Origin of the sequence: Micromonospora sp. WMMD754, assembly GCF_049315235.1 — a bacterium.
In the GTDB taxonomy this organism is placed as follows: Bacteria; Actinomycetota; Actinomycetes; order Mycobacteriales; family Micromonosporaceae; genus Micromonospora; species Micromonospora sediminicola.
Genome location: NZ_CP186058.1, coordinates 1089680 through 1104617, shown reverse-complemented (window position 1 = coordinate 1104617; position 14938 = coordinate 1089680). Strand labels below are relative to the sequence as shown.

Sequence of the window (14938 nt, the reverse complement as noted above, 5' to 3'; positions counted from 1 at the left end):
GGCCCGGCCCTCGACGGGGTGGGTCAGGCGCGCTCGATCTTCAGCAGGTCGACCCGGTCGAAGAGGTCCACGTGGACGTTCTTGACCTTGGTGGAGTGGCCGAAGTTGTTCTGCCCGTACCGCAGCGGGATCACCGGCAGATCCTGCGCGAGCAGGTCCTCCGCCGCCTGGTACTTCTTGATCGCCTCGTCCTCGGTCGCCGCCCGGGCGCCCTCGGCGAGGAGCTTGTCGAACTCCGGGTTGCTGTAGCCGTAGTAGTTCGACGAGCCGTTGGTGCTGTACAGCGGGCCCAGGTAGTTCTCCATGGACGGGTAGTCCATCACCCAGCCCATCCGGAACAGGCCGACCGACTGCTTCTGCTTGAGCTTGGTCAGCAGGTCCGCGAACTTCGGCTCGGCGTTGCCGACGCACTCCACGCCCAGGTTGGCCTTCAGCTGGTTGCAGGTGGCGTCGATCCAGTCCTTGTGGCCGCCGTCGCCGTTGTAGGACAGCTCGATCTTCTTCGGGCCGCCCGCGGCCTCGTACATCGCCTTGGCCTTGGCCGGGTCGAACGCGCCCGCCGTGCCGATGGTGTTCTCCCGGTAGCCGGCGACCACCGGAGAGACGAACGAGCGGGCCGGCTGCTGCGAGTCCTTGAAGATCGACTTGGTGATCTCGTCCCGGTCGATCGCCATCGAGATCGCCTTGCGCACCTCGGGCTTGCTGAACTCCTTCTGGAACGTCGGGAAGGCCAGCACCTGAAGCGACGACGCCGGGCTCTGCTGGAACCGGTCACCGAGGTCGGTGGCGGCGGTCGACAGGTTCTCGGTCGGGATCGTCTTGATCACGTCGAGGTTGTCCGACAGCACGTCCGCGTACGCGGCGGTCGGCTGCTGGTAGATCCGGAACTCGACGCCACCGACCTTGGGCTGCTGGCCCGGGAAGGCGTCGTACTTCTCCACCTCGACCTTGGCGTCGTGCTGCCAGTTGCCCTTCATCTTGAACGGACCCTGGCCGATCGGCGCCTGCTCGTACCCCTCGGCCAGCACGCCGGGCGCGGAGAAGGCCGCCTTGGGCAGCGGGTAGAAGGCGGTGTAGCCGAGCATGGTCTTGAAGTCCACGTACGGCTCGGTGAGCGTCACGGTGAAGGTCAGGTCGTCGACCTTCTTCAGGCCGCTCAGCGTCTGGGCCTTCGGCTTCTCGCCCTGGAGGTCCGCGTAGCCGGCGACCTTCTCGAAGAAGTAGCTCGAGTTCTGGCCGTTCGGGGCGTACGCGCCGTAGTTCCACGCGTCCAGGTAGTTGTCGGCGGTGACCTTCTCGCCGTTGTGGAACGTGTAGCCGGGCTTCAGCTTGATCGTCCAGACCTTGTTGTCCGACGACGTCACCGACTCGGCCGCCACCTCGTGCGGCTTGTTCGCCTCGTCGTAGTCGACCAGCGGGCTGAACAGGGCCGACAGGACCTGGGAGCCGCTCGTCTCGTTGGTGTTGGTCGGCACCAGGTGCTGCGGCTCGGCGATCTCGATCCGCACGGCCGCATCGGGGTCGCCTGCGCCACCGCTGCCGCCGCCCGAGCCGCAGGCCGCCAGGCCCAGCGTCACCGCGAGCGGAAGAGCGGTCCAGGCCGCGAGCCTACGAACACGCATGGAGTCTCCTCATCTCCTCACGCTGCGCTGTCGTCCCGGCGCTGGGTGACTCTGCGCAACGAGCCGTAACGGTAGGTCGCGAGGCGGCGACTCGACAACGTGTGCGTTGCGGAGCGGTAACGGAGCGTGCCCCCCGGCCTTGTCGCTGCGGCTTCCGCCTGCTAGCTCCGGCCCTCTGGGCGGCATCTTTTCGAAGATGTGCGGCCGGCTCGGGTGTGGGTGGCCCGGATTGCGTGCGCTGCCACGGGCGTCCCGTCCGTCCCGCGCCGGGGCCGTCCGTCCGATTCTCCGGCCCTCCCGGTGACGCTGCGTGACTTAACGCACGTTGCGGAGCGTCATCGTCGGCCGTCGTCGTCCGGCCCGACCACCGACGTGAGACGATCACGGCGTGACGGCGACGATCCTGGACGGCAAGGCCACGGCGGCGGAGATCAAGGACGAGCTGCGGGAGCGGGTCAAGGCGCTAGCCGAGCGCGGCATCACCCCCGGGCTCGGCACCGTGCTGGTCGGGGAGGACGCCGGCTCCCAGGCGTACGTCAACGGCAAGCACCGCGACTGCGCGGAGGTCGGCATCGCCTCGCTCCGCGTCACGCTGCCGGCCGACGCCGGCCAGGAGCGCCTCGACGCGGCGCTGGCCGAGCTGAACGCCGACCCGGCCTGCCACGGCTACATCGTCCAGCTCCCGCTCCCGAGCCACCTGGACACCCAACGGGCGCTGGAGTCGATCGACCCGGACAAGGACGCCGACGGCCTGCACCCGGTCAACCTCGGTCGACTCGTGCTCGGCTACGACGCCCCGCTGCCCTGCACCCCGCGCGGCATCGTGGAGCTGCTGCGCCGGCACGACGTGCCGCTGCGCGGCGCGAACGTCGCCGTCGTCGGCCGGGGCAACACGGTGGGTCGGCCGCTCGGCCTCCTGCTCACCCGACGCAGCGAGAACGCCACCGTCACGCTCTGCCACACCGGCACGCTCGACCTGGCCGCGCACACCCGGGCCGCCGACATCGTGATCGTCGCCGCCGGGGTGCCGGGGCTGCTCACCGCCGACATGATCACCCCCGGCGCGACAGTGGTGGACGTCGGCATCACCCGGGTGATCGGCGAGGACGGCAAGGGGCGCTACACCGGCGACGTCGACCCGGAGGTGGTCGAGGTGGCCGGCCGGCTGGTGCCGATGCCGGGCGGCGTCGGCCCGATGACCCGCGCCATGCTGCTGACCAACGTGGTCGAGCGGGCCGAGCAAACGGGCTGACCCACCCAGGCAGGTCATAACCGTCCGCCCCTGGCCCGATCGGTGCCAGGATGGCTGATACGGTCCGGAAAACCGACTGGTATCAGGGAGTGGGACGACCATGGGTAAGAAGGTCACTGTCGTCGGCGCCGGCTTCTACGGCTCGACCACCGCACAGCGCCTGGCCGAATACGACGTCTTCGACACCGTCGTGATCACCGACATCGTGGAGGGCAAGCCGGCTGGTCTCGCGCTGGACCTCAACCAGTCCCGCGCGGTCGAGGGCTTCGAGACCACCGTCGTCGGCGTCACCACCGGCCCGAACGGCGAGGGTTACGAGGCCATCGAGGGCTCGGACGTCGTCGTCATCACCGCCGGCCTGCCGCGCAAGCCGGGCATGAGCCGGATGGACCTGCTGGAGACCAACGCCAAGATCGTCCGGCAGGTCGCCGAGAACGTCGCCAAGTACGCCCCGAACGCCGTCGTCATCGTGGTGTCGAACCCGCTCGACGAGATGACCGCGCTGGCCCAGCTCGCCACGCAGTTCCCGAAGAACCGGGTGCTCGGCCAGGCCGGCATGCTGGACACCGCCCGGTTCACCAACTTCGTCGCCGAGGCGCTGAGCGTACCGGTGAAGTCGGTGCGGACCCTGACCCTGGGCTCGCACGGCGACACCATGGTCCCGGTCCCGTCCAAGAGCACGGTGAACGGCAAGCCGCTGCGCGACGTCATGCCGGCCGAGCAGATCGAGGAGCTGGTCGTCAAGACCCGCAACGGTGGCGCCGAGGTCGTCGCGCTGCTCAAGACCGGTTCGGCCTACTACGCGCCGTCCGCCGCCGCGGCCCGGATGGCGAAGGCCGTGGCCGAGGACTCCGGCGAGGTCATGCCGGTCTGCGCCTGGGTCGACGGCGAGTACGGCATCGACGGCGTCTACCTCGGTGTCGAGGCGGAGATCGGCGCCGAGGGCGTGAAGCGCGTCGTCGAGACCGACCTGGACGCCGACGAGCTGGCCGCCCTGAAGGAGGCCGCCGAGGCCGTCCGCGCCAAGCAGGGCGACGTCGCCTCCATGTGACCCGAGCATCACCCCGGAAGGGGCGGCCGGCTTCCACCGACCGCCCCTTCCCCCTTTCCGCCCCACCCGCCGGCGGGGTGGGGGGTGAAGGGGGCGGGGAGGTGGGGGGTGGCCAGGAGGAGGGGAGAGAGGGTGCGCAGGGTGGACTCGCGGGAGGCGCGCGCCCGGGGCGGGTCCTCCTCGTGGGCGTAGGGGAGGGACGGGTCGACCAGCTGGATCGAGTGGACCAGCAGGTCGCCGGTGACCAGGAGGCGGTCGTCGCCGTGCTCCACCAGCACCGACTGGTGGCCGGGGGTGTGGCCGGGCGTGCTCAGCACGCGTACCCCGGGGGTCAGTCGGGTCTCGCCGTCGAGCACCCGCAGCCGGCCGGCGGCGCGCAACGGCCCCAACAGCCGGGCCGGCAGGTCCGGGTGGAACAGCTCCAGCGCGTCCAGTTCCGCGCGCTGGACCAGATGGTCCGCGTTTCCGAAGAGCGGACCGGCCCAGCCCACGTGGTCGCTGTGCAGGTGGGTGAGCACGACCGTGCGCACGTCCGCCGGGTCGATGCCGGCGGCGGTCAGCTCGGCGGGCAGCCGGCCCGGCACCGGCGCCCAGCTCGCGGCGAGCGCGTCCGCCGGGCCGATGCCGGCGTCGACCAGGGTGACCGGGCCGTCCCCGGCGCGCAGCGCGAACGCGCGGAACGGCAGCCACCAGCCGCCGTCCGGGCCGACGGCGTCCGGGTCCCGCCGGTCCGCCTCGTGCCACTGGGCGTCGGTGGCGCCCGGGAACGCCTCCTCGCGGGGCTGGAAGAAGGGACCCGCGCCGTCGAGCAGTGCGGTGACCGTGATAGACCCGACCGTGTGCGTCAGCGGCATCCGGGAAGGATGCCATCGCGACCCGTTCCGGGCGATCCCGTTCCCGGGGTGAGGCCGGCTGGGGCGCCCCGATCAGTTTGCAGTACGCTCGTACTGCTTGAGCACGTGTCCCCCGAGAGGAGCGCCGGCCGATGGCGAAGATCAAGGTAAACAACCCGGTCGTGGAGATCGACGGCGACGAGATGACCCGGATCATCTGGAAGCAGATCCGGGAGCAGCTGATCCTGCCCTACCTCGACGTCGACCTGCACTACTACGACCTGTCGATCCAGCACCGCGACGCCACCGACGACCAGGTCACCGTCGACGCCGCCAACGCCATCAAGGAGCACGGCGTCGGCGTCAAGTGCGCCACCATCACCCCGGACGAGGCCCGGGTGGAGGAGTTCGGCCTGAAGAAGATGTGGCGGTCGCCGAACGGCACCATCCGCAACATCCTCGGCGGCGTGGTCTTCCGCGAGCCGATCATCATGTCGAACGTGCCGCGGCTCGTTCCGGGCTGGACCAAGCCGATCATCATCGGCCGGCACGCGCACGGCGACCAGTACAAGGCCACCGACTTCGTCGTCCCCGGCCCGGGCACGGTCACCATCACCTACACGCCGGCCGACGGCGGCACCCCGATGGAGATGGAGGTCGCCAACTTCCCCGGCGGCGGCATCGCCATGGGCATGTACAACTACGACGAGTCGATCCGGGACTTCGCCCGCGCCTCGTTCCGGTACGGCCTGGACCGCAACTACCCGGTCTACATGTCCACCAAGAACACCATCCTCAAGGCGTACGACGGCCGGTTCAAGGACATCTTCGCCGAGGTGTTCGAGAACGAGTTCAAGGCCGAGTTCGACGCCGCCGGCCTGACCTACGAGCACCGGCTGATCGACGACATGGTCGCCGCCGCGCTCAAGTGGGAGGGCGGGTACGTCTGGGCGTGCAAGAACTACGACGGTGACGTGCAGTCCGACACCGTCGCGCAGGGCTTCGGCTCGCTCGGCCTGATGACCTCGGTGCTGCTCTCCCCGGACGGCCGCACCGTCGAGGCCGAGGCCGCCCACGGCACCGTCACCCGGCACTACCGGCAGTACCAGAAGGGCGAGAAGACCTCGACCAACCCGATCGCCTCGATCTACGCCTGGACCCGGGGCCTGGCCCACCGGGGCAAGCTGGACGGCACCCCGGCGGTCACCGAGTTCGCCAACACGCTGGAGCAGGTCATCGTGGAGACCGTCGAGGGCGGTCAGATGACCAAGGACCTCGCGCTGCTCATCTCGCGGGACGCCCCGTGGCTGACCACCGACGAGTTCATGAACGCGCTCGACGAGAACCTGGCCCGCAAGCTCTCCGCCTGACGTGCAAGGAAGGGCCCCTTTTTAACGCCTGGCGTTGTAGAAGGGGCCCTTCTTAACACCTCAGGGCCTGGGCGCGTCGCCCGACTGGCGTGACTTCGCTCGGTGCGCCCTCGTTGACTCTGGTGGACGAGATGCCAGTCGCGTCCAGGAAGGTCGGCCGCGGTCACGCGCCGACCAGCCGACCTTCGTGGCTGCTGAGCGCAGCCAGCCGTCCCTTCCCTGCGGGGGGCCCTGTCCCGGGCCCCCCGCGCCCGCCCTCACGTCTTGCGCCGGTGGTGGTTAAGAAGGGGCCCTTCCTCTACCGCAGGCGTTAATAAGGGGCCCTTCCTTTCACGCGGTGCGGAGGAGTTCGGCGGCGCGTTCCGGGGCGATGTCGTTGATGAACACGCCCATGCCGGACTCCGAGCCGGCCAGGTACTTCAGCTTGTCCTTCGCCCGCCGGATGCTGAACAACTGCAGGTGCAGGTGGCCCAGCTCCCGGTCGATCCGCACCGGCGCCTGGTGCCAGGCGGCGATGTAGGGCATGGGCAGGTCGAAGAGCCCGTCGAAGCGGCGCAGCAGGTCCAGGTAGAGCGGCCCGAAGGCGTCCCGCTCGGCGTCGTCGAGCGCCGGGATGTCCGGCACCGGCCGGTTCGGGGCCACGTGCACCTCGAACGGCCAGCGCGCCGCCGCCGGGACGTACGCGGTCCAGTGCTCGTTGCTCGTCACCACGCGTTCGCCGGCGGCGCGTTCGGCGGCCAGCACGTCGGCGTAGAGGTTGCCGCCGGTGCGGTCGGCGTGCCGCCGGGCGGCGGCCAGCATGGTGCGGGTCCGCGGCGTGACGAAGGGGTACGCGTAGATCTGGCCGTGCGGGTGGTGCAGCGTCACCCCGATCTCCACGCCCCGGTTCTCGAACGGGAAGACCTGCTCCACGCCGGGCAGCGCGCTGAGCGCGCTGGTGCGGTCGGCCAGCGCGTCCAGCACGGTCCGCACCCGCCGGGGGGAGAGCCGGGCGAACGAGGCGTTGTGGTCGTCGGTGAAGCAGACCACCTCGCACCTGCCGCGCCCGGGGCGGACCGGGGTGAACGGGGTGATCTCGGCCGGCTCGTCGGCCACCCGCTGGCTCAGCGAAGGGAACCGGTTCTCGAAGACCACCACGTCGTAGTCGGGCGCCGGGATCTCGCTGTGCCGGTCGCCCCGGGACGGGCAGAGCGGGCACTGGTCCGCCGGGGGCAGGAACGTGCGGGTCTGCCGGTGCACCGCCACCGCCACCCACTCGTCGGTCAGCGGGTCGTACCGCAGTTGCGAGGCCGGCGGCGGCGGGGGCAGATCCCGCCGGTCCGGCTGGTCCCGCACCGCGTCGTCCCGCTCGTCGAAGTAGATCAGCTCCCGGCCGTCGGCCAGTTCGATCTGCGTACGCTTCACTCCGCCCCCTTCGTCGCCGGCGCCGTCACCAGCTCACCGACCCTGTCCTCGAGTACCCGCCGTGCCTCGGGTGCCAACCGGTCGTCGGTGACCAGCACGTCCGCCGCGTCCAGGCCGACGATCGAGGAGATGCCGACCGTGCCCCACTTGGTGTGGTCGGCGAGCACCACCAGCCGGTCGGCGGCGGCCACCAGCGCCCGGTTCGTGTCCGCCTCCATCAGGTTGGGCGTGGTGAACCCGGCCCGCTCGCTGATCCCGTGCACGCCGAGGAAGAGCAGGTCCAGGTGGAGCGCGGCGACGGCGGCCACGGCCAGCGGGCCGACCAGCGCGTCGGACGGCGTGCGCACGCCGCCGGTGAGCACCACGGTCTGGTCCGGCCGGCCACCGACGTGCAGGATCTCGGCCACCGGCAGCGAGTTGGTGACCACGGTGAGCCCGGGCACGTCCACCAGGCGGCGGGCCAGCTCGGCGGTGGTGGTGCCGGCGGAGAGCGCGATCGCGGCGCCGGGGCGGACCAGCCGGGCGGCGTGGTCGGCGATCGCCGCCTTCTCGGCGGACTGGCGGACCGACTTGGCGGAGAAGCCGGGCTCGTCGGTGGAGCTGGGTCCGGCCAGCGTCGCGCCGCCGTGCACCTTGGCGAGCAGACCCTGCTCGTGCAGCGTCTCCAGGTCCCGCCGGATGGTCATGTCGGAGACGCCGAACTCGGCGGCCAGCTCGGTGACGCGAACGCCGCCGGCGGCGCGGACCCGTTCCAGGATGGTGGTCTGTCGTTGCCGCGCCAGCATCCCTGGTCACCTCCCGAGCCTCGCGACCGGGCACGCGACGATGCGCACTCACGCGGTCGAACGTATTTCAACAATAACGAACACTAGCGTGCGGGCGGGGCGGATGCGAGACCGCCGCCGTCCCGGGGCGGGACGACGGCGGTCGGAAGGCGCGTGACGGGGGAGACGCGGCCGGCGGTCAGGCGGGCTGGAGGCGCGGCTCCACCCAGCCGGTCTCGGTCAGGTGCTCCATCACCCGCTGGACCGCCTCCTCGACGGTCAGGTCCGAGGTGTCCACCGCCAGGTCGGCGTCGGTCGGCTCCTCGTACGGGTCGTCGATGCCGGTCATCCCGGTGATCAGGCCGGCCCGGGCGCGGGCGTAGAGGCCCTTGCGGTCGCGCTGCTCGCAGACCGCCAGCGGGGTGGCCACGTGGACCAGGAGGAAGCCCGCCCCGGCCGCCTGGGCCATCTCGCGGGCGGTCGCCCGGGCGGCCGCGTACGGCGCGATCGGGCAGCAGATGCCGACCCCCCGGTGCCGGGCGATCTCGGCGGCCACCCAGCCGATCCGGCGCACGTTCAGGTCCCGGTCGGCCTTGCTGAAGCCCAGCCCGGCCGAGAGTTCCCGCCGCACCACGTCGCCGTCGAGCAGCGTGATGGTCCGGTCGCCCTGCTCCCGCAGCGCGTCGGCCAGCCCGCGGGCGATCGTCGACTTGCCCGAGCCGGAGAGACCGGTCAGGAAGATCACCAGCCCGCGGTGCCGCCGGGGCGGACGGGCCCGGGCCAGCTCCCGGGCCACCGCCGGCGGCGTGTGCCACTCGGGCAGCGGGAAGCCCCGGTCCAGCAGGTCGTCGATCTCGTGCTGGCCGAGCGCCAGCCGCCGGTTGCGCGGCGGGATGTCCTCCCGCCAGCGCCACTGCCCGTCCCGGTTGTCGTACGCCAGCTCGCGCGGCACCAGCACCCGCAGGCCGGCGCCGGAGAGCATGCCCTCGGTGGAGAGCAGGTGGGTCACCCCGTAGGCGGCGGCCACCCGGGCCCGCAGCAGCGCGTCGCTGATCTCGTCGCGCCGCCGTGCCAGCGGCACCGCCACCAGGGTCGCCGGCGGCATCCGGTCGCGGGCGGCGAACACGGTGCGCACCAGCGCCTCGGCCGGCAGGCCGCCGGTGGTCTGCTCGCCCACCGGGATCAGCACCAGCAGGTGCGCCCCCAGGGTGCGGGCCGCGTGCGCGATCTGGGCCAGCTGCGGGCGGTGCAGCGGGCGGTCGGCGAAGACGCCGAGCACCCGACCCGGCGGCAGCAGGCCGCGTACCTCGTCCGGACTGCGCCGCAGGCGCTGGAACGGCCCGTGGCCGCCGTCGCCCAACCGGCGGACCGCGCCGCCCACGCCGACCGTGCCCTCGCGGACCGGCCACGCGTCGACCACGTCCATGGCCGCCACCGGGGCACCCTCGCCGTCGGTGAGCACCAGCGCCCGTCGGGCCGGGTCGGCCAGGTCGAGCCCGTCGGCGAGCGCCGCCGGCACCTGGAGCGTCACCGGCACCGGCCAGGGCGTGCCGTCGGCGAGCCGGCCGCGCCGGCCCAGCGACGCCAGGTCGGCCCGGGTCATGAAACCGGTCAGCGGCGTGTACGCCCCGGTCAGCAGTAACTCGAGATCGGCCAGCTCAGCGGGTCTCGGCGCGTACGACGGCGCATCCCGCAGAACATCCTCGGGCAGGACCCACCCGTTGCTCATCGAACCCCCAACTCACCGGCCGGCACACAGTTTCGCAGCCCACCGGCGATCGGTCGAGAGCGCCACTCCACCTCCCGGCCACCCGGCCGTCGGCCGGGTGTCGCCGCGGCTCAGCCGGCGGCGTCCAACGCCGCCGCGCCGAACGACACGGCGAACCGCTCGCACCAGATCGAGACGCTGGTCAGGCCGGTGAGATCGGTGCCGGCGGGGATCGCGTACGCCTGGTCGCCGCGGTTTCCCTTGAGCGGGCCGAGCGCCACGTGCCGGCCGTCGTCGAACACGCGCCAGCCGGACGGACCGGTCCGAACCGGCTGGTCGGTCAGCCAGACCTGAAGATCCGGACCGTTTGAGGTGTTCAGCCCGACCAGTTCCAACCGGTGCCGCCCGTCCACGGTCCGGACGATCCGCGCGGTGCCCCGGGTCTCGTGCTCGTGGCTGACGAACGCGCCGCTGCCGACCAGCACCGGGCCGGCCGGCGTGGGCGTCGACGCGGGCGCGGACGCCGAGGCGGGCGCGGACGCCGGCGTGGCCGTGGGCACCGCCACCAGCTCCTCGTGCACCTCGGTGTCGGTGACCAGCTTCCACGGCTGGAACCAGTAGAGGGCGGTGGCCGCCCCGACGGCGAGGACGGCGAGGACGACCCAGGTCAGCGGGGCGCGCAGCAGGCGGATCGGCATGCGTCGAGTCTCCCGGCGCCGGGCCGCGTGGTCACCGGTCCGGGCGCTTACGGAAGCCTTACCGACGGTGTCGGGGCGGAATCAGGGGCAACCCCGAGCGTTTCCCGGTGCCCCGACCGGCACGCACTTCCTAGGCTAGGCGGCGTGACACTGCTCGCGACCGAGTCGCTGACCAAGACGTACGGAGGCCGGGTCACCGCGTTGGCCGACCTCACCGTGTCGGTCGAGCCGGGGATCATCGGGCTGGTGGGCGCGAACGGCGCCGGCAAGTCCACCCTGATCAAGATCCTGCTGGGTCTGCTCCCACCGACCAGCGGCCGGGTGCAGGTGCTCGGCCTCGACCCCACCACCGATCCGGCCGCGGTCCGCGCCCGGGTCGGCTACATGCCCGAGCACGACGCGCTCCCGCCCGACCTCTCCGCCGCCGAGCTGGTCACCCACCTCGGCCGGATGAGCGGGCTGCCGCGCACGGTCGCCCGGGAACGGGCCTCCGAGGCGCTGCGCCACGTCGGCCTGCACGAGGAGCGGCACCGGGCCGTCGGCGGTTACTCCACCGGCATGAAACAGCGGGTCAAGCTCGCCCAGGCCCTGGTGCACGACCCCGACCTGCTGCTGCTCGACGAGCCCACCAACGGCCTCGACCCGGCCGGCCGGGACGCCATGCTCGCGCTGGTCCACCGGATCGGCACCGAGTTCGGCATCTCCGTGGTGGTCTGCTCGCACCTGCTCGGCGAGGTGGAGCGGATCTGCGACACGCTCGTCGCCATCGACGGCGGGCGGCTGCTGCGCGCCGACCGCGTCGCCGCCATGACCACCGCCACGGACGTGCTCGCCGTCGAGGTGAGCGAGGGTACGGAGGAACTGGCCGCCCGGCTCGCCGCGCTCGACCTGCCGGTGTCCCGCGACGGGCGGCTGCTGCTCGTCCCGCTCGCCGACGACGACACCTACGACCTGATCCTCGGCGCGGTCGCCGAGCTGGACCTGCCGCTGCACCGGCTGGACCAGCGGCGGCACCGGGTGGCCGAGCTCTTCGCCCCGAGGGAGCCCAGCCATGTCTGACGCGACCGGAGTCATCCACGACATCGGCTACCAGCGCTACACCGGGCCGCGGCTGGGCCGCCGGCAGGTGTTCGGCGCGCTCTACGGCCACGGCGTGCGGACCGTCTTCGGGCTGGGCCGCAGCGCCAAGGCGAAGATCTTCCCCTGGCTGGTGGTCGCCGTGGTCACCGTGGTGGCCGCCGGGTTGACCGCGGTACGCAGCCAGATCGGCGAGGTGGTGATGACGTACGCCCAGTTCGCCGACGCGATGAGCTGGCTGGTCATCTTCTTCGTCGCGGTGGCCGCCCCCGAGCTGGTCTCCCGTGACCTGCGCAGCGGCGTGCTGCCGCTCTACTTCTCCCGGCCGCTGCCGCGCGGCGACTACGCGCTGGCCAAGCTGCTGGCCCTGGGCACCGCGCTCTGGCTGCTGCTCGGCGGCCCGCAGCTGGTGATGTTCCTCGGCGCCGCGTTCACCACCTCGCGGGGCCTGCGCGGGGTCTGGGACGAGCTGCTCGACCTGCTGCCCGGCCTGCTCTACGCCGGGTTGTGGGCGGTGGTCTTCGCCTCGATCGGCCTGCTCGTCGCCTCGCTCACCGGCAAGCGCGCCTTCGCCGCCGGCGGCATCGTGGCGGTGTTCCTGATGACCGCGCCGGTGGTCGGCGTGCTGTCCATCATGCCCTCCCGGACGGTCAACGAACTGGCCTTCCTCGCCTCCCCGTCGACCCTGGTGGGGGGCGTCGGCAACTGGGCGCTGGGCGACCGGCTGACCCAGGGGCGCGGCGGCATGCCGATCGGCGACTTCGGGCCGGTCTACGCGGTCGTCGCCGTGCTGCTGGTCGCCGCCTGCGTCAGCCTGCTGCTCCTGCGATACCGGAAGGTGGCCGCCCGATGACGGCGCTGCGCACAGAACCGGCGGCCACCGTGCCCGCCGCCACGACCAGCACGCTCGACCTGGCCGGCGTGTCCCGCTGGTACGGCAACGTGGTGGCGGTCAACGACGTCACCATGCGGCTCGGCCCGGGCGTGACCGGTCTGCTCGGTCCCAACGGCGCCGGGAAGACCACGCTGCTGCACATGATGGCCGGCTTCCTCGCCCCGTCCCGGGGCACGGTGACCCTGGACGGCGAGCCGACCTGGCGCAACCCCGGCGTCTACCGGCGACTCGGGCTGGTCAGCGAGCGGGAGGCGGTGCACACGTTCCTCAGCGCGTACGAGTTCGTGCTGGCCAGCGCGAAGCTGCACCGGCTGCCCGACCCCGAGGCGGCCACCCGGCGCGCGATCGAGCTGGTCGAGATGGAGAGCGCGCAGGACCGGAAGATCGGCACCTACTCCAAGGGCATGCGGCAGCGCACCCGGGTCGCCGCCGCGCTGGTGCACGACCCGCAGGTGCTGCTGCTCGACGAGCCGTTCAACGGGATGGACCCCCGGCAGCGGCTGCACATGATGGCGCTGCTGCACCGGCTGGGCGACGACGGCCGGACCATCCTGTTCAGCTCGCACATCCTGGAGGAGGTCGAGCAGGTCTCCGGCACGGTCCAGGTGATGGTCGCCGGCCGGCTGGCCGCCTCCGGCGACTACCGGACCATCCGGCGGTTGATGACCAACCGGCCGCACGTCTTCGCGGTGCGGTCCACCGACGACCGGGCCCTGGCGGTGGCGCTGATGGCGGAGGCCTCGGTCTCCGGCGTCGAGCTGGGCCGCACCGGCCTGACCGTCAAGGCCGGCGACTACGGCGCGTTCACCCGGGCGCTGCCCCGCATCGCCCTCCGCCACGGCATCCGGGTCCGGCAGCTGCTGCCGGAGGACGAGTCGCTGGAGAGCGTCTTCTCGTATCTGGTGGAGGCCTGATGTCGACAGTCACCTGGATCACCGCTCGCGGTCTGTTCGGCCGGAGCCGGTTCCTCATGCTGCTGCCGTTACCGCTGATCCTGATCGGCCTGGCGGTGCTCTGCCGGGCGCTCGGCGTGGACCCGGGCCAGTGGGGGCCGCCGGTGCTGGTCGGCCTGGGCCTGGCCGTGGTGCTGCCGGTGGTCGCCCTGATCGTGGGCACCGGCGTGCTCGGCGCCGAGATCGACGACGGCACCGTGGTGCACATCCTCACCAAGCCGCTGCCCCGCTGGCAGATCGTGCTGCCCAAGCTCGTGGTCGCGGCCGGGGTCAGCGCGGTCACCGTCGGCGTCCCGATCTACGTCGCGGGCGTGCTGGCCGACTCGGTACGCCTCGGGCTGGCCCTGGTCGCCGCGTCCGCGGCGGGCGCGCTCGCGTACTCGGCGCTGTTCCTGGCGCTCAGCCTGGTGACCCGGCGGCCGGTGCTGCTCGGCCTGGTCTACGTGCTGATCTGGGAGGGGCTGCTCGGCCGGTTCGTCACCGGCACCCGGGTGCTCTCGATCCAGCAGTGGGTGATCGCGCTGGCCGACCGGATGGCGCCCACCCCGCTGCTCGGCACCACCGTCTCGGTGCCGGTCGCGGCGGTGCTCACCGCGCTGGTGGCGGTCGGATTCACCGTGCTGGCGATCGACCGGCTCCGCTCGTTCAGCGTCGCCGGCGAGACCAGCTGAGACCCGGGCGGGGCCCGGCTCCGACGCCTCTCGGCGGCGGAAAAGGGTCCCGTCCAGGTCCACCCGGTCTGTTAGGTTGCGGCGGCGACACCATCAGACACGGGGAGAAGACCTTGCGTTCAGTTCGACTCGCCCTGCTGGCTCCGGCCGCGGTGGCGATGATCGTCATGTCCGGCTGCACCGACGGCGACGACACCACGGCGGCGGAGCCGGCGGGTTCGTCCGCGTCCGCGCCGGCGACCCCCTCGGCGCCCTCGGCGTCACCCACCCCGGCGGGCCTCGACGCCGCCACCCGGACCACCTGCGCCGCCGCCGACAAGGACATCACGGCCGCCCTCAAGGAGGTCGCCTCGGCGGAGAAGATCGGCCCGCCGGCCGGGCACTCCGCGGTGAGCGCGCAATACTCCGCCGGCGCGGCGACGATGTACACGCACGCGTTCACCGGCAGCGACGAGGTCAACGCCGCGGTGAAGGACGTCGCGACCGAGATGTCGGACCTGGCGGACACCTGGGCCAAGGCGCCGAAGAAGGCGCCGAGCAAGGCGGACCTCACCGCCGCCCGGGACAAGCTGAAGACGGTCTGCGCGGCCGCCTAGACATCCACCGCCGCGACGGGGCGGCCGGCGCGAAGCCGGCCGCC

The 14938-nt window shown here is 72.3% G+C and carries 14 protein-coding genes; 8 read left to right on the top strand and 6 right to left on the bottom strand.

Translation table 11 applies throughout. The annotated features are described in order from the left end of the window. Nucleotides 1-23: 23 nt before the first annotated feature. Nucleotides 24-1622, bottom strand: coding sequence for a peptide ABC transporter substrate-binding protein (locus ACN27B_RS05165; protein ID WP_091570494.1), 1599 nt, complete (start codon nt 1620-1622; stop codon nt 24-26). A gap of 388 nt (nt 1623-2010) precedes the next feature. Here ACN27B_RS05165 and ACN27B_RS05160 point away from each other — a divergent pair, with 388 nt between their 5' ends. Both ACN27B_RS05160 and mdh read left to right on the top strand, forming a co-directional pair. Beyond that, nucleotides 2011-2874, top strand: a complete 864-nt coding sequence (locus tag ACN27B_RS05160) for a bifunctional methylenetetrahydrofolate dehydrogenase/methenyltetrahydrofolate cyclohydrolase (RefSeq protein WP_099163713.1) — start codon at nt 2011-2013, stop codon at nt 2872-2874. A gap of 100 nt (nt 2875-2974) precedes the next feature. Then, a complete protein-coding gene (gene mdh, locus ACN27B_RS05155) occupies nt 2975-3925 on the top strand; it encodes a malate dehydrogenase (RefSeq protein WP_098747263.1) in 951 nt (316 codons plus the stop codon). Nucleotides 3926-3933: 8 nt separating this feature from the next. Here mdh and ACN27B_RS05150 read toward each other — a convergent pair whose 3' ends face one another. Further along, nucleotides 3934-4779, bottom strand: a complete 846-nt coding sequence (locus ACN27B_RS05150; RefSeq protein WP_422743716.1) for an MBL fold metallo-hydrolase — start codon at nt 4777-4779, stop codon at nt 3934-3936. Nucleotides 4780-4910: 131 nt separating this feature from the next. Between ACN27B_RS05150 and ACN27B_RS05145 the strand changes: the two genes are divergently transcribed. Further along, nucleotides 4911-6128 (top strand): NADP-dependent isocitrate dehydrogenase, encoded by a 1218-nt coding sequence (locus tag ACN27B_RS05145; protein ID WP_098747261.1) that lies wholly within the window; start codon nt 4911-4913, stop codon nt 6126-6128. A gap of 330 nt (nt 6129-6458) precedes the next feature. Here ACN27B_RS05145 and galT read toward each other — a convergent pair whose 3' ends face one another. The 4 genes from galT to ACN27B_RS05125 all read right to left on the bottom strand — a co-directional run bounded on the left by galT (nt 6459) and on the right by ACN27B_RS05125 (nt 10702). Continuing rightward, complete coding sequence (gene galT, locus ACN27B_RS05140; RefSeq protein WP_099163715.1) at nt 6459-7532, bottom strand: galactose-1-phosphate uridylyltransferase; 1074 nt, start codon at nt 7530-7532, stop codon at nt 6459-6461. Beyond that, a complete protein-coding gene (locus ACN27B_RS05135; RefSeq protein WP_099163716.1) occupies nt 7529-8317 on the bottom strand; it encodes a DeoR/GlpR family DNA-binding transcription regulator in 789 nt (262 codons plus the stop codon). Before ACN27B_RS05135 ends, galT begins: the two co-directional genes overlap by 4 nt. Before the next feature lie 178 nt (nt 8318-8495). Then, the gene (gene cysC / locus ACN27B_RS05130) at nt 8496-10025 is read right to left on the bottom strand and encodes an adenylyl-sulfate kinase (RefSeq protein ID WP_099163717.1); all 1530 of its coding nucleotides are present in this window, start codon (nt 10023-10025) and stop codon (nt 8496-8498) included. A 110-nt stretch (nt 10026-10135) separates the two neighbouring features. Next, on the bottom strand, nt 10136-10702 hold the full coding sequence (locus ACN27B_RS05125; protein WP_099163718.1) for a DM13 domain-containing protein: 567 nt from the start codon (nt 10700-10702) through the stop codon (nt 10136-10138). A gap of 144 nt (nt 10703-10846) precedes the next feature. Here ACN27B_RS05125 and ACN27B_RS05120 point away from each other — a divergent pair, with 144 nt between their 5' ends. The 5 genes from ACN27B_RS05120 to ACN27B_RS05100 all read left to right on the top strand — a co-directional run bounded on the left by ACN27B_RS05120 (nt 10847) and on the right by ACN27B_RS05100 (nt 14894). Beyond that, entirely contained in the window at nt 10847-11761 is a 915-nt protein-coding gene (locus ACN27B_RS05120; protein WP_099163719.1) for an ABC transporter ATP-binding protein, read from the top strand. Next, nucleotides 11754-12632 carry an ABC transporter permease gene (locus tag ACN27B_RS05115; RefSeq protein ID WP_091570539.1) on the top strand — a complete coding sequence of 293 codons (879 nt, stop codon included), beginning with the start codon at nt 11754-11756 and terminating at the stop codon, nt 12630-12632. The genes ACN27B_RS05120 and ACN27B_RS05115 overlap by 8 nt, the downstream gene beginning before the upstream one ends. Beyond that, nucleotides 12629-13588 carry an ABC transporter ATP-binding protein gene (locus tag ACN27B_RS05110; protein WP_091570542.1) on the top strand — a complete coding sequence of 320 codons (960 nt, stop codon included), beginning with the start codon at nt 12629-12631 and terminating at the stop codon, nt 13586-13588. The genes ACN27B_RS05115 and ACN27B_RS05110 overlap by 4 nt, the downstream gene beginning before the upstream one ends. Continuing rightward, nucleotides 13588-14298 carry an ABC transporter permease subunit gene (locus ACN27B_RS05105; protein WP_091570546.1) on the top strand — a complete coding sequence of 237 codons (711 nt, stop codon included), beginning with the start codon at nt 13588-13590 and terminating at the stop codon, nt 14296-14298. Before ACN27B_RS05110 ends, ACN27B_RS05105 begins: the two co-directional genes overlap by 1 nt. Before the next feature lie 113 nt (nt 14299-14411). After that, complete coding sequence (locus ACN27B_RS05100) at nt 14412-14894, top strand: hypothetical protein (RefSeq protein ID WP_253866163.1); 483 nt, start codon at nt 14412-14414, stop codon at nt 14892-14894. Nucleotides 14895-14938 lie beyond the last annotated feature (44 nt).